Genomic DNA, 15,167 nt, shown 5'->3' with positions numbered 1-15,167 from the left:
AAGTTTATAACGTGATGAATCAATATGAGTTTTAGCTAAACATTAACGGCAACGCTTGTTGCCGTTAATGAGAATGTAAAACTATTGAGGAACCTTTACTAACCCCTCCATCAGTACGCGAGCGCTTCGGCTCATACTGGCTTTGGTAACTTGCCAGTCGCCCTTTATATTTTTAGCTTCGGCCCCTACTTTTAACGTGCCCGAGGGGTGACCAAAGTTAACTTCGTTTAACGCTCCGCCACCAGCTGCAATATTTACAAGTGTGCCTTCAATAGCTGCAGCTGTGCCAATAGCAACTGCGGCTGTGCCCATCATGGCATGGTGAAGCTTGCCCATCGACATTGCGCGTACTAATAAGTTAATACTGTTTGCACTAATATGCTTATTACTCGACGATGTGTAGTCTGCGGGTTTAGCAACAAACGCTACTTTAGGTGTATGTTGGCGCGCTTGTGCTTCGTCAATATTAGTAATTAACCCCATTTTTACTGCGCCATAAGCACGAATAGTTTCAAGCTTTTCAAGCGCTGCAACATCATTATTTATGTCATCTTGTAGCTCAGTGCCGGTATAGCCAATATCGCTTGCATTGATAAATACAGTAGGAATGCCTGCGTTGATCATGGTCGCTTTTAAAGTGCCAATACCTGGTACTTCTAAGTCATCCACTACACTGCCTGTTGGAAATAACGCGCCATCGCCGTCGGCTGGGTCTAAAAACTCAAGCTTTACCTCAGCGGCAGCAAAGGTAACACCGTCGAGCTCAAAATCACCGGTTTCTTGTACTTCACCATTGGTTATAGGCACATGAACTAAAATACTTTTTTTAATATTTGCTTGCCACACACGCACAATAGCAACGCCGTTGTCGGGCACTGTATTTTTATCAACTAAGCCATTCGTTATTGCAAATGCGCCTACAGCTGAAGTTAAATTACCGCAGTTACCGCTCCAATCTACAAACGGTTTATCAATGGCAACTTGCCCAAATAAATAATCAACATCGTGGTTAGGTTGCTCACTTTTACTTAAAATAACTGTTTTACTGGTACTTGATGTAGCACCGCCCATACCATCGGTTTGTTTGCCGTATGGGTCGGGGCTGCCTATAACACGTAGTAATAAATTATCGCGCGCCTCACCTGGCACTTGGGCGGGCTTTGGCAAATCAGTTAAATTAAAAAACACGCCTTTACTGGTGCCGCCACGCATGTAAGCTGCCGGTACTTTAATTTGTGGTTTAAACATAGTGTACGCCCCTTATGCTGATTGCGTTGCTTCTAAAAAGTCTTGTGCAAAACGCTGTAGTACACCGCCAGCGGCGTAAATAGAAAGCTCTTCTTGGGTATCAAGGCGGCACTTCATCGGTACAATTAGCACCTCACCACTTTTACGCGTAATCACTAAATCAATGGTCGCGCCAGGTGTTGGTTCGCCTTTAACATCAAAGCTTTCGCTACCATCAATGTTAAGGGTTTTACGGGTAGTGCCTGGTTTAAATTCAAGCGGTAATACACCCATGCCAATTAAGTTAGTACGGTGTATGCGCTCAAAGCCTTCTGCGGCTATCACTTCAACGCCTGCAAGCCTTACGCCTTTTGCAGCCCAATCGCGAGATGAGCCTTGGCCATAATCGGCGCCCGCTACAATTATTAGCGGCTGTTTGCGCTGCATGTAAGTCTCGATTGCTTCCCACATTCGCGTGTTTTCACCCTCAGGCTCTAAACGCGTGTATGAACCTTGTTTAACTTCGCCGTTTTCATCAAGCACCATTTCGTTTAACAATTTAGGGTTTGCAAACGTAGCACGCTGCGCTGTTAAGTGATCGCCTCGGTGCGTTGCGTACGAGTTAAAGTCCTCTTCTGGGACATTCATTTGGGTTAAGTATTCACCCGCCGCACTGCTTGCCATAATTGCGTTTGATGGTGATAAATGATCTGTTGTAATGTTATCGCCAAGTACAGCAAGTGCGCGCATGCCGGTCATGGTACGCTCACCTGCAAGAGCGCCTTCCCAGTATGGCGGGCGGCGAATATACGTGCTTTGCTCGCGCCAGTTATAAAGTGGATCGTTGTCTTCACCGTAATCTACGGTTAAATCAAACATAGGCTCGTACACTTTTTTAAATTGCTCTGGCTTTACGCTTTGTTTTATTACTTCGTCTATTTCTTCATCGCTTGGCCATAAATCTTTTAGCGTTATATCGTCGCCGTTTTGATCTTGCCCTAAACTATCTTTTTCAATATCAAAACGAATAGTACCCGCAATAGCATAAGCCACCACTAATGGCGGTGACGCTAAAAATGCTTGCTTAGCATACGGATGAATACGCCCATCAAAGTTACGATTGCCCGAAAGTACCGCTGTTGCGTATAAATCGCGATCGATTACTTCTTTTTGAATAACAGGGTCAAGTGCGCCGCTCATGCCGTTACAGGTAGTACATGCAAAACCCACAATACCAAAACCGAGCTTTTCAAGCTCTGGGAGTAAGTTTGCCTCTTCAAGGTAAGATTGCACCGCTTTAGAACCCGGCGCTAGAGATGTTTTAACCCACGGTTTACGCATTAAGCCTTTGGCATTTGCATTACGAGCAATAAGCCCAGCAGCAATCACGTTTCTTGGGTTACTGGTGTTAGTACAACTGGTAATAGCCGCAATAATACATGCGCCATCTGGCATTAAGCCTTCTTCGCTTTCAACAACCCCCGAAATACCTTCTTTAGCTAAATCGCTTGTTGATACTCGGCGATGCGGATTTGAAGGCCCAGCAATATTGCGTCCAACGCTTGATAAATCAAAGGTCAAAACACGCTCATACTTTGCGGTTTTTAAACTATCGCTCCAAAGGCCTGCCGTTTTAGCGTAGTTTTCTACAAGCGCTATTTGCTCTTCATCACGCCCTGTTAAACGCAAATAATCTATTGTTTTATTGTCTATATAAAACATGGCCGCAGTGGCACCAAATTCTGGCGTCATGTTTGAAATAGTTGCCCTGTCGCCAAGGGTGAGAGCATCGGCACCTTCTCCGTAAAATTCTAAGTAGGTTGATACTACACGTTGAGCGCGTAAAAACTCGGTAATAGCCAGCACAATGTCGGTGGCGGTAATGCCAGGTTGGCGAGTGCCTGTAAGCTCAACACCTACAATGTCTGGCAGGCGCATGTACGAGGCACGGCCAAGCATTACGCTTTCGGCTTCAAGCCCACCTACACCTACAGCAATTACGCCAAGTGCATCAACATGCGGGGTGTGGCTGTCGGTACCTACTAAGGTATCGGGGAATGCAATGCCATCGCGGTTTTGAATAACAGGCGACATTTTCTCAAGATTAATTTGATGCATAATGCCGTTACCTGGCGGTATAACATCAATATTTTTAAAGGAGGTTTTAGTCCAGTTTATAAAATGAAAACGGTCATCGTTGCGTCTATCTTCTATTGCACGGTTTTTTTCAAATGCTTCAGGATCAAAGCCTGCGTGCTCAACCGCTAATGAGTGATCAACAATCAGCTGTGTTGGCACAACCGGATTTACTTTTGCCGGATCCCCACCTTTTGCAGCAATAGCATCGCGCAGGCCTGCTAAATCAACTAATGCAGTTTGGCCTAAAATATCATGGCACACCACGCGCGCCGGATACCACGGAAAATCTAAATCTTGTTTGCGCTCAATAAGCTGATTAAGCGCATCGGTTAGCATATCAGGCTCACAGCGGCGCACTAAGTTTTCGGCAAGTACGCGCGATGTGTAAGGCAATGTGGCATAAGCGCCTGGCTTTATTGCATCTACCGCAGCTTGCGTGTCGTAGTAATCTATATTTGAGCCGGGCAATGGTTTTCGGTATTGGGTGTTATTAATTATGGTCATAATACATGTTCGCTAATAAGTGACGGGAAGTAAAAGACGAAAACGTGAGCGTGTTGCTCACCCTATACCAATCCGCTTAATTAAGTATTATTGCGGATTGGTATTATGCGTAACTAATCAGCCTCTTGATTCAATTGGCATGTAGCTGCGTGCCTCTGGCCCTGTGTAATCTGCACTTGGGCGAATAATACGGTTATTAGCACGTTGCTCTTTAACATGTGCAGTCCAGCCTGTAACACGGCTCATAACAAATATTGGCGTAAACAATTTGGTTGGAATATCCATAAAGTGATACGCCGATGCATGGAAAAAATCGGCATTACAAAACAGTTTTTTCTCGCGCCACATAACCTCTTCACAACGAACAGAAACCGGGTAAAGCACATCATCGCCCACCTCAGCCGCTAGTTTTTCAGAGAATTTTTTAATAATTACGTTACGCGGATCTGACTCGCGATAAATAGCGTGGCCAAAACCCATTATTTTATCTTTACGCTCTAACATGCCCATAACTTCTTGCTCGGCGTGCTCTGCACTTGTAAAGTTTTGAATCATATCCATAGCGGCTTCGTTTGCACCACCATGAAGTGGCCCACGTAGCGTGCCAATAGCGCCCGTTACACAAGAATGGATATCAGACAAAGTAGATGCACATACACGCCCCGTAAAGGTAGAGGCGTTAAACTCATGCTCTGCGTATAAAATTAGCGACACATTCATTACTTGGGCAAAAAGCTCACTCGGTGCTTTGTCGTGTAATAAATTTAAAAAATGCGCGCCTACTGAGTCGTCATCAGTTTGTGTTTCAATGCGAACGCCATCATGTGTAAAGCGGTACCAATAACAAATAATGCTTGGGAACACCGCAACCATACGGTCAATAGCATCGTTTGCTTTGCTAAAATCAAGTTCCATTTCTAGGTTACCCAGCATGGAGCAACCGGTACGCATAACATCCATTGGGTGCGCGTCTTTAGGAATATTTTCAAGCACGGTTTTTAGTGTATCTGGCAGGCCACGTAAACTTTTTAATTTTGCTTTATATTCAGCCAGTTCACTGGCTGTTGGTAGCTCGCCGCGCGAAAGTAAAAAAGACACTTCTTCAAACTGTGCTTTTTCGGCAAGTTCGCTAATATCGTAACCACAATACGTTAAACCAGAGCCCGTTTGCCCTACTGTACATAATGCTGTTTGCCCTGCTACTTGCCCGCGTAAGCCTGCACCGCCTAATGCTTTATCTACCATGATCTTCTCCTATCTTAAAATTGTGTGTGATTTTAATAGTTATTATTTGTCAGATTTTGATGAAAAAAGGTTATCAAGTGTGTTTTCGTAGGTGTGGTAATCTAAAAAGTCGTAAAGCTCAGCGCGTGTTTGCATATTTTCAATTTGGCTTTGCTGCGAGCCCTCATTTAAAATCGCAGAGTACACGTTAAGCGCGGCTTTATTCATGGCTCTAAATGCACTTAGTGGGTAAAGCACCATTTCAACACCTACCTCGCTTAACTGCTCTTTTGTGTAAATAGGCGTTTGGCCAAACTCTGTAATGTTAGCTAAAATTGGTACATTAATCGCTTTTGCAAATGCTTGGTAATCAGCAAGGTCGTGCACTGCTTCTGCAAAAATAGCATCAGCGCCCGCTTCAACACACGCAGCGGCGCGGTCAATTGCAGCACTTAAGCCTTCTTTTTGAAACGCATCGGTGCGGGCCATAATATAAAAGTCGCTATCGGTTTTTGCATCAACCGCCGCTTTAATGCGGTCAACCATTTCACCTTGGCTTACAATTTCTTTATTAGGGCGATGGCCACAACGCTTTTGCGCTACTTGGTCTTCAATATGAAAACCCGCCGCGCCTGCTTTGGTCATTTCTTTAACGGTACGCGCAATATTAAACGCGCCGCCCCACCCTGTATCGGCATCAACAAGTAATGGTAAATCGCTGGCACCAGTTATACGGCGAATATCTTCAAGTACGTTATCAAGGCTAGTCATACCTAAATCAGGCATACCAAAAGAGGCATTTGCCACACCAGCACCAGAGAGGTAAATAGCTTGATGGCCCATTTTTTCAGCCATCATGGCTGTGTAGGCATTAATAGTACCCACTACCTGCAATGGGCGGTTATTAGCAATAGCCTGTTTAAATTTTAATCCTGCTGACATTACTTTCTCCTCACTTTGAACGGTTGCTACATGGAGTAACTTATAGTTTTAGTTTTAATCTTAATTTTGGCTGTTTTTGTAGCGAAGCAGCTTATGCTCTCTACTTCGCTAACAAATCAAATTTGGTTTGAATATTGGCTTGCGATGCACTTATGTGTCGCTTCATCAGCATTTCGGCAAGTTCACCATCATGGTTTTCTATCGCGTTAATAATGGCTAAGTGCTCGTCAAACGCTTTAGATACACGCGGCCCCACCATACCCATTTGAACGCGGTACATACGAATTAATTGATAAAGCTCATTACATAACAAATGTATTAAGTGTGCGTTTTTACTGCCTTTAATAATGCGATAATGAAAGTCTAAATCGCCTGCCTCTTGATAGTACGATTCGCCTTCTTTAACGCGCTGCGTTTGCAAGTGCTGATTAAGCAATTGCTTTAAGCCTTTTACTTCTTCGGGTTCCATATTGTCGGCAGCGAGCCTACATGCTAACCCTTCAAGAGAACTTCGTACTTGGTATACTTCAATTAAACGTTCTGCTGTAAGCGCAACTACGCGGCAGCCCACGTTGGCTTTACGCTCCACTAAGTAACAGCTTTCTAAACGATTTAATGCTTCTCTAAGCGTGGCACGGCTTACACCGTAACGCTTTGCAAGCTCAGGCTCTGATATTTTGCTACCTTGCTCTATGCTGCCCTCTACTATTTCGCGGCGCATATCTACAAATACTTGATCAGATGCTGTAGTAATAGGTGTATCGTTTAAAAAAGGTTGTGTCATGGCTTCACATATAAATTGTCGACAATTGGTAAGTTAACTATGTGCTTAATAAAAAACCTTGTCAACCCTTAGCCCTACCTAAATGAGTAAAAAACACACCCATTGTCGACACCGTCAATATAAAGTCGTATAAAAATGCACTAAAGATGAAATAAAACCACAAAGTGTCGACACGTCATCAACAAACAAATTCAATATTTAACTCTGAAAAAACACTTTAAAAGTGCTAGTATCACGCTTTATTTTTAATGTACGAGCCACCCGTGAACGCTAACACTTATATCCCTGAGCATTTTATTGACGACGTAAAAACCTACTTACCAGCGCATCTACATTTAGACGATTTTATAAATGCGTGTCGTCGCCCTCTCAGAAAATCTATTCGTGTAAATACATTAAAAATAACGATTGAAGAATTTTTAAAACTTGCGCAACAAAAAAACTGGCAACTTACACCTATACCTTGGTGTAGTGAGGGTTTTTGGCTAGAACGCCCAAGCGATGAAGAACAAAATTTAGCATTAGGTAATACCGACTTACACCTAAGTGGGGCCATGTATGTGCAAGAGGCAAGCTCAATGCTTCCGCCTATGGCACTTAAGCAAAGTATTGAAAGCTTAGACTCACAAAATAACTATGTGCTTGATATGGCATCAGCACCTGGCTCTAAAACCTCACAACTTGCCGCTCTTATGAATAACCAAGGCGTGCTTGTTGCCAACGAGCTTTCGTCGTCTCGCTTAAAAGTACTGAGCGCAACGCTTAAACGTATGGGTGTAAGTAACTGTGCACTCTCGCATTTTGATGGCGTTATATTTGGTAACTACATGTTTGAATGCTTTGATAGCATTTTGCTAGACGCGCCCTGCTCAGGCGAAGGAACAGTGCGAAAAGATGCCGACGCACTTAAAAACTGGTCAATAGAATCAAATATAGAAATAGCTCAAGTACAAAAAGACTTAATTAAAAGCGCCTTTTACGCATTAAAACCAGGCGGTACGCTGGTGTATTCAACCTGTACGCTCACTCCACTCGAAAACCAACAAGTATGCGACTACCTATTAAGTGAATTTGGCGACTACATTGAGCCGCAATCACTTAGTGATTTATTTGAAGGCGCAGAAAAAGCCACCACCGCCGAGGGATACTTACATGTATGGCCGCAAACGTTCGATAGCGAAGGCTTTTTTATTGCTAAATTTAAAAAACACGCAAGCTGTATTAACCCAAACCAGACTGTTAAAAAAGGTGCGTTCCCGTTTAGCGAGTTTGATAAAAAAAACAGTGCCGCGTTTATGCAATCGATTAAAAAGCATTTTGGGTTAAAAACACTACCAGGTAAGTTAATGCAACGCGATAAAGAGCTGTGGTTATTTCCTGACGGGTTTGAAACCGTACAAAATAAAATCAAGTACGCACGTTTAGGTATTCAAATAGGTATAATCCATAAAAATGGCGTAAGGCTTACTCACGAATTTGCCACCGTTTTTGGGAGCGAATGTAAAAGCAATACGCACGCTTTATCAAACGAGCAAGCAAATGATTATTTTCAAGGTAAAGATATACGCTTAACTGAAGTAACTAATACAATAGGTGAAGTGGTGTTAACGCTGTGTGGTTGCCCTGTTGGGCTAGGTAAATGGCAAAAAAATAAGATCAAAAACTCTTTACCACGGGATCTCGTGCAAAACACTCAGTTAATAAGCTGGGCATAATCAATCTAATATTTTGTTGCAAAATGTAACAAAATGGCAGATTTAGTTATGCAATTCTAAATAGCTTGACTAAACTTTTAAATACTTTCTTCTCCCTAAGAATTACGAAAGTGCATTTAGTTAGCGCAAGGCTCAACTTAGAGTCATTTGTAGCCCAGAGCTCATAAAAATGGCTCTGGGCATTTTTATTTATCTTCTAAATTAAACTCAGTCAAATGGCCGTCGCCGTGGATTAATTGGTAGCGCGCTAAATCGCCCTGCTCTAGGGTGATTAAACTAATGGCGGAGTCGCTTACTAGGTACTTTTGACCTTCACCTTTGGTTTGGTGTTTATCTACTTCCATATGCCAGCGTTTGGTAAAAAAGTTAAGTGGGCTTTTAGGGCCGTATAAGATTGAATCGAGCTTATCGAGTACGTTAATTAGCTTACGCGGAAATTCATTTTTAATTCCGCTGGCGGTGAGTTGCCATATTCGGTTGGGATGGTCACCAAAACGCTTTTGCACCGAAAAGCAAAATGAGTAATGTACATCACCTGATAAAATAAGTGTCTCGTTTGGGGTATCGGTTCGTCTAAAAGTATCGAGTAGTTTTTTAGCTGAGCCTTCGTGCGCCATCCAGTTTTCTACGTCTACCATAAGCGGCTGGCCGCACATGTTGAACACAGCTTGTATTGCCTCTATTGATTTAACACCAAAAACGGGGGCTGGTGATACAATAATCACTTTATCGTGGCTTAGTAAGCTCTCTTCAAGCTCAGTGAGTCTTTCCCAGTCGAGCAACCCTGAAGGCTCATTAAAGTTACTCTCATTACGCCATCGGTGTGTGCGGGTATCTAGCACAACAACTTTAGGTATTGTTGTTAACTCGTAGTGCCAATAATTAAAATTATTTAAAAGTTTATCAAACGCTTGGAGCTGCCAAACATTATTAGCAGATTTACTTTGCTTAAAAGGCGTTAATAGCTCACCTGTTTTTATTAGTGCGTCATTCCCCATTCCTTGGAATAGCCAATAGCTAATTAAGCCATTATTAATAATGCGCTTACTGCACGGGTTTTGATTAATAGCTTGCTCCCACCCTGCGGTGAGGTTCCAATCGTCGGTTACATCATGATCATCAAATATCATTAATGTAGATACATTAGCGAATAACCGCTCTACTTCGTTTAGACCTTTCGCATAGTCAATCAGCGCTGTTTTTTCGGTATTAAAAATGGTCTGATTTTTTGAATTTTCACCTAAGTAACTCGCTTCTTTAATATTTACACATTGCCAAGCTAATGCACTAAAATTTAGTAAATATAGAGCAATGTACTCTTCAAAGTGAATTAGGTGGTTGTAGGCTTTTACACTAGAGAAATGCGGCTCGTCTTTTCTAAGCCAATAGCCAACACCCTGTTTAGGACGTTTTTGCCAAGGTGTTTTTGGTAGATATAAATGACGATTATAAAGTTGTTCGTTAATATCATCTGGCAGATTAAGCGCTAAGGTTTGCTCTTTATAAATACCCAAAACGTCAATTAACTGATGAATAACTAATAGCATAGGGCCCGCTACGTCATCAGCATAAACCTGATCACCGCTTAATAATAAAAGCTGAGCGCCTTGGTTATTATTATCGCGCTGTGTATTTTGCCACTCGCTTGCAGACACCAAACTGTCTTTTGCTGGGTGGTGCGCATTACGGCACGAGCCATGTAGTATATTTGTAAGTTTATTAGGTATTACAAACGCAGGCGCAGATTGGCTTGAATAACACCAAGGGGATAAATCAACTAAGCTGCCATCTATAATAAGTTCGTAGCTTAATAGACTATCAAGCGGGAATATAGTACTTACCGGTTTTATAATTACAAAGTGTAAATATAATTGCTCACCTAAAGCTACCGTTTGTTGCTCACTGTAGCAGTCAAGTTCAAGGACGTTTATTTGGCAGGTAGCGGGTTTAGAAGTGGCAAACTGAATACACACACCCGTTTGCTCTGCACGGCGCACCATTGGCCCCATTAATAAAATAGGAAGTAGCGCCGTATCAGTAATCATGTAGTTAGCCTTTAGCTGCTAATTTAAATAAAGAGTAGAAGTTATCGGTAGTCGCTTTAGCAAGCTCGTTAAAGCTAATGCCTTTAAGCTCGCTAATGTAATAGGCTACATCTTCAACATAGGCTGGCTGATTTGTTTTGCCTCGGTATGGGACAGGCGCTAAATACGGCGAGTCAGTCTCGATAAGTAACCTATCAAGTGGAATTTGTTTTACTACTTCTTTAAGTTCAACTGCATTTTTAAAAGTAACAATACCCGATATTGAAATATAAAAGCCCATATCAATCGCTTTTTTTGCCATATCCCAATCTTCTGTGAAGCAATGCAGGACGCCACCGCAATTTTCTGCTTTATGTTCTCGCATTAAATTAATTGTATCTTCTCGCGCATCGCGAGTATGGATTATTAAAGGCTTTTGTAATTCGTTTGCTACTTCTATGTGGCCAACAAAACTTGCTTGTTGAACTGCATGCGTATCTTTTGAGTAGTAGTAATCAAGCCCCGTTTCGCCAATAGCGACTACTTTTTGGTGCGAAGCTAAATCGATTAATTGCTGTTTGTTAAGCGCGTCTTTTTGATCAAGCGGATGTACACCACATGATGCTGAAACATCATCGTAGTGCTTTATTTTATCAAGCATGCTTGGGAATTGGTCAAGCGTTACACTCACGCATAAGAAGTGTTCAACTTGCTTTGCACGTGCTTTATCCAGTACTTGGTCAAGGTTTAAATCTAGTTTATCAAAATCGAGACGATCTAAATGGCAATGAGAATCTACAATCACTATATGGCCTGTATTGTTTTTTGGTTTTAAGTTACTTATTAAAGAGCACTAACAGCTCAATAAAGTTGAAATGGAATAAACTTATATATGCTTAAAACTACATGGTATAGGTAGGATTACCGGAGTTTAACATAGTCCCTAATAGCTTTTCGATTTTAGCATTTAAGTTTGTTTTATCATCTAAAAAGCTAATGCCTATCCCTGGTGGATTAGAGCTCTGCGCACCTTGCGGGGTGATCCACGCAACCTTGCCCGTTACTACGTCGTCCTCTAGGGCATCGGGTAACGTTACACGAAGCGCCAAAGAGTGCCCTACTTCGTAACGCATGTTAGTACGCACAAATAGACCACCTTTTTTTAAATAAGGCATGTAACAACTATACAACTCATCTAAATCATCTATATCTACTAAAAGCTCTTGCATGATAAATCCTATTGATTGCGTAACGTGTATGCTAATCGCGATACAGCAAGCGGTAAATTAAGGCCAAGTACTTGAATATTATTTTGTAAAAACTCCGCTAATGCATGTTGTGCATTTTGATAAGAGTCAAAACTCATCCCTTGTAAAAGCTGCTGCTTTAACTGCTCACTTAAAAACAGCGTAAATATGCGTACTAACTCTGGCTGCTTATTTATTATATCGACTAACGCATTGAAATTATGGCTTTGTTTAAAGTCAGTTGCAAACTTATAAAGTGTATCAATATTATTTAACTGTTCTTGCTCTTGCCACTTTTTTATTTGTAGTGGTTGATTATAAAAAAGAGTAAGCCAATTATAATGCGGGATTTCTAACGTTTGTAGCCATTGCTCTGCAAGTGCTGTATTTGTTACTTTTACCTCACTTTTAGCGCAGCGGCTTAGAATAGTGGCTGGAAGCTGAGCTTGCTGACTTGTTGTTAAGATTAAAAAGCGGCTATTAGTTGGTTCTTCAAGCGTTTTTAATAATGCATTAGCCGCAGCAACCGTCATTTTTTCACAGTTTTCAATAATCGCGACTTTATTACCATTTTGCGCCGCTGAATGATTCATAAAATCACTAATACCGCGTATATCATCTACGCCAATACTTTGGCCATCAACTTGCGTTAACCGCTTATCAGGGTGATTACCCGCAAGTGTTAATGAGCAGCTTTTACAATGCCCACAAGGCTTGAGTAAACTAGTATCAGACGTTGTTTGCTGATTAATATTTTGACATAAAAGTGCATTGGCAAGCTCATCACTAAGTGCAAATTTACCTACGCCTACAGGCCCACAAAATAATTGCGCATGATGAAATCGATTTGCACGAAAGCTTTGCGCTAAGCGAGCTTGTGTATCATGTAGCCATGGCAATGCCATATTATTTTAAGCCTTCAAAAAACGTATGTAGCACGTTAGTTATATTGCGATGTACTTTATCGATACTTTGATTTGCATCGACTGTTTTTATTGTATTGTCGTCATTTGCAAGCTCAACATAGCGCATACGCGTACGCTGAAAAAACTCAATGGCTTCTTGCTCGATTCTATCAAGCTCGCCACGGCCTTTAGCACGCTCAAGGCCAATTACTGGGTCTATATCAAGATATATAGTTAAATCGGGTTTTAACCCTTTTAATACCATAGACGAAAGTGAGGCTAGCGTATTAGCGCTAATACCACGTCCTCCACCTTGATATGCCTGAGACGATAAATCGTGGCGATCTGCAAGTACCCATTGGCCTTTATCAAGGGCCGGGTTAATTACGTTATGCATAAGCTGCGAGCGTGCCGCATACATAATAAGAAGCTCAGTTTCAAAAGCGATTTCTTCTTTGTGTTCAGCTTTTACAAGCGTACGTAATGATTCAGCTAATGGTGTGCCACCTGGTTCACGAACATTAATAAAGTCTATTTTTTGCTTATTTAAAAAGTCTTGGCATAGCGAAATCGCTGTTGATTTACCCGCGCCTTCAAGGCCTTCTATTACTATAAATTTTGGTTTCATAAAAAAGTTAGTTCTTTTTATTTAATATATAAGTGTTAACTGCCACATTGTGCTGCTTTAATGTGGTTGAAAATTGATGACTACCATCGCCTTTTGATACAAAGTATACATAGTCACTTTGCGGCGGGTTCACTGCGGCTAAAATAGCAGCTTTAGATGGCATTGCTATCGGTGTTGGCGGCAAGCCATTAATACGATACGTGTTATATGGCGTGTAGTCGCGTAAATCTTTACTTTTAATATCACCATCAAAATCAGCGCCTATTCCGTATATGACAGTAGGATCGGTTTGCAGGCGCATATTCGTATTTAATCTATTTACAAAGGCTGAGGCTATTAATGGGCGCTCGCTGGCAAGGCCGGTTTCTTTTTCTATTATTGAGGCCATTATCAACGCTTTATAGGCCGTATCGTAAGGTAAATCATCACTGCGTTTCTGCCATGCATCATCAAGCACTTGCTGCATTTTTTGCGCTGCACGTTTTAATACACTGCTTGCTGTGTCGTTATTATGATAGTGATAAGTATCTGGGAATAGCCAGCCTTCTAAATACATATCACTGTCGAGGATTTGCATACTTAGCGCATCATCTTTTAAATCGTTTTGTAGGTTAGTTGCTGTTTTAACAGTGTTTAGCACTTCACGTAAGTTTTGCCCTTCAATAATGGTAAAGCTAAAACTGACTTGCTCCCCTTGATTAATTTTTTTTATATTATTGATCACACTATCTGAAGTGAGTTCATAGAGCCCTGCTTTTAAATCAGTCAGGGTGGGATCTAACTTAGCAACGACTTGATAGCGCAAGCAGTCTTCAACCCAGCCTTTAACTTGCCATTGTTTGCACAACTGGTTAAAACCTGTACCTTTTTTTACTTCAAAATGGGTATTCGTAGAGACTAATAAAGGGCTTGTTATAGTCGCTTGTAACTGCTGATATCCTACAATTGTGGTAACAATGGCAAGTAATACTACCGATAAAATAACTTTTAACACTTAGCCTCCTTGGCTAATAATTCTTTTAATAGCAACTGACTTTTTGATACATCAAATATACGCGACTCAATGGTTTTAACCGGTATGACCGCCATTAAGCTATTACAAATAAATACTGCGTCTGCCTCTATTAAATCTGCGATGCTAACCACTTTAAATTCGACAGTTAATTTATCACATAACGATTGTAGATAAACCCCTTTGATCCCGCACTCGTCAAGCTGTGGTGTAAAAATACGTTGGTCTTTAATCGCAAATATATTAGCCGCTGAGGCTTCAATTACATTGTTATTGTAATCAAGCACTATAACATCGTCGCAGTGTTGACTTTGCATTGCTTTTTTTATTAGTACTTGCTCTAAACGGTTAAGAGTTTTAAGGCCAGCAAGTAAAGGCTGCGCCGCTAACTTAATAGGGCTTATTGCTAGGTTTACACCAACTTGATGTAAGTTCAAATAATTTTGGGGATAGGCAGCAACACTAAGTAAAATAGTTAAATTACACTTTGCTGGTAGATTATAGCCCCGCCCGCCTTCACCGCGAGTAACCACAATTTTAAGCACATTTAGTTTACATGATTGAATGTAATTGCCTATGTGCTCTTCTAGCTCAATAAAATTAATATTAGGAAAGCCAAGCCTTTGCGCGCATTCAGTTAAACGTGCTTTATGGTGAGCCCAATATTGTATTTTACCATCAACAACTTTAGCTGTAGTAAAAAAACCATCACCGTAATTTAAGCCTCTATCTTGTGTGCTTAAGGTACTATTTTGATCTGTTGTTATGATTGTTTGCATGTGTGTTGGCATATAAAAAAAGCCCAGTTAAACAACT

Annotated in this window: 13 protein-coding genes; 1 reads left to right on the top strand and 12 read right to left on the bottom strand. The window is 41.3% G+C overall.

All coding sequences use genetic code 11. The features are described from left to right. Positions 1–81: 81 nt before the first annotated feature. The 5 genes from prpF to J8L71_RS10645 form a co-directional block, all read right to left on the bottom strand. Complete coding sequence (prpF, locus tag J8L71_RS10665; protein WP_211000516.1) at positions 82–1,248, bottom strand: 2-methylaconitate cis-trans isomerase PrpF; 1,167 nt, start codon at positions 1,246–1,248, stop codon at positions 82–84. Between the two features lie 12 nt (positions 1,249–1,260). After that, a complete protein-coding gene (acnD, locus tag J8L71_RS10660) occupies positions 1,261–3,870 on the bottom strand; it encodes a Fe/S-dependent 2-methylisocitrate dehydratase AcnD (RefSeq protein ID WP_211000515.1) in 2,610 nt (869 codons plus the stop codon). Positions 3,871–3,987: 117 nt separating this feature from the next. After that, entirely contained in the window at positions 3,988–5,115 is a 1,128-nt protein-coding gene (prpC, locus tag J8L71_RS10655) for a 2-methylcitrate synthase (protein ID WP_211000514.1), read from the bottom strand. A 42-nt stretch (positions 5,116–5,157) separates the two neighbouring features. Then, entirely contained in the window at positions 5,158–6,036 is an 879-nt protein-coding gene (prpB, locus tag J8L71_RS10650; protein ID WP_211000513.1) for a methylisocitrate lyase, read from the bottom strand. Positions 6,037–6,136: 100 nt separating this feature from the next. Next, positions 6,137–6,820 (bottom strand): GntR family transcriptional regulator, encoded by a 684-nt coding sequence (locus J8L71_RS10645; protein WP_058549737.1) that lies wholly within the window; start codon positions 6,818–6,820, stop codon positions 6,137–6,139. A 263-nt stretch (positions 6,821–7,083) separates the two neighbouring features. Here J8L71_RS10645 and rsmF point away from each other — a divergent pair, with 263 nt between their 5' ends. Continuing rightward, positions 7,084–8,535, top strand: a complete 1,452-nt coding sequence (gene rsmF / locus J8L71_RS10640; RefSeq protein ID WP_211000512.1) for a 16S rRNA (cytosine(1407)-C(5))-methyltransferase RsmF — start codon at positions 7,084–7,086, stop codon at positions 8,533–8,535. A gap of 185 nt (positions 8,536–8,720) precedes the next feature. Here the strand turns inward: rsmF and J8L71_RS10635 are convergent, their stop codons facing one another. The 7 genes from J8L71_RS10635 to pabC form a co-directional block, all read right to left on the bottom strand. Next, complete coding sequence (locus J8L71_RS10635; RefSeq protein ID WP_211000511.1) at positions 8,721–10,580, bottom strand: alkaline phosphatase D family protein; 1,860 nt, start codon at positions 10,578–10,580, stop codon at positions 8,721–8,723. Between the two features lie 4 nt (positions 10,581–10,584). Further along, the gene (locus tag J8L71_RS10630) at positions 10,585–11,364 is read right to left on the bottom strand and encodes a YchF/TatD family DNA exonuclease (protein WP_138683901.1); all 780 of its coding nucleotides are present in this window, start codon (positions 11,362–11,364) and stop codon (positions 10,585–10,587) included. Positions 11,365–11,461: 97 nt separating this feature from the next. Next, entirely contained in the window at positions 11,462–11,788 is a 327-nt protein-coding gene (locus J8L71_RS10625) for a PilZ domain-containing protein (protein ID WP_058549716.1), read from the bottom strand. Positions 11,789–11,796: 8 nt separating this feature from the next. Further along, positions 11,797–12,711 carry a DNA polymerase III subunit delta' gene (locus J8L71_RS10620; protein ID WP_211000510.1) on the bottom strand — a complete coding sequence of 305 codons (915 nt, stop codon included), beginning with the start codon at positions 12,709–12,711 and terminating at the stop codon, positions 11,797–11,799. A gap of 1 nt (position 12,712) precedes the next feature. Beyond that, complete coding sequence (gene tmk, locus J8L71_RS10615; RefSeq protein WP_211000509.1) at positions 12,713–13,339, bottom strand: dTMP kinase; 627 nt, start codon at positions 13,337–13,339, stop codon at positions 12,713–12,715. A gap of 7 nt (positions 13,340–13,346) precedes the next feature. Continuing rightward, on the bottom strand, positions 13,347–14,333 hold the full coding sequence (gene mltG / locus J8L71_RS10610; protein WP_211000508.1) for an endolytic transglycosylase MltG: 987 nt from the start codon (positions 14,331–14,333) through the stop codon (positions 13,347–13,349). Next, complete coding sequence (gene pabC, locus J8L71_RS10605; protein WP_211000507.1) at positions 14,327–15,142, bottom strand: aminodeoxychorismate lyase; 816 nt, start codon at positions 15,140–15,142, stop codon at positions 14,327–14,329. Before pabC ends, mltG begins: the two co-directional genes overlap by 7 nt. Between the last annotated feature and the right edge of the window lie 25 nt (positions 15,143–15,167).

This window comes from Pseudoalteromonas sp. MMG007, from assembly GCF_018100985.1.
GTDB lineage: Bacteria > Pseudomonadota > Gammaproteobacteria > Enterobacterales > Alteromonadaceae > Pseudoalteromonas.
This window is presented reverse-complemented; position numbering and strand designations above follow the sequence as displayed.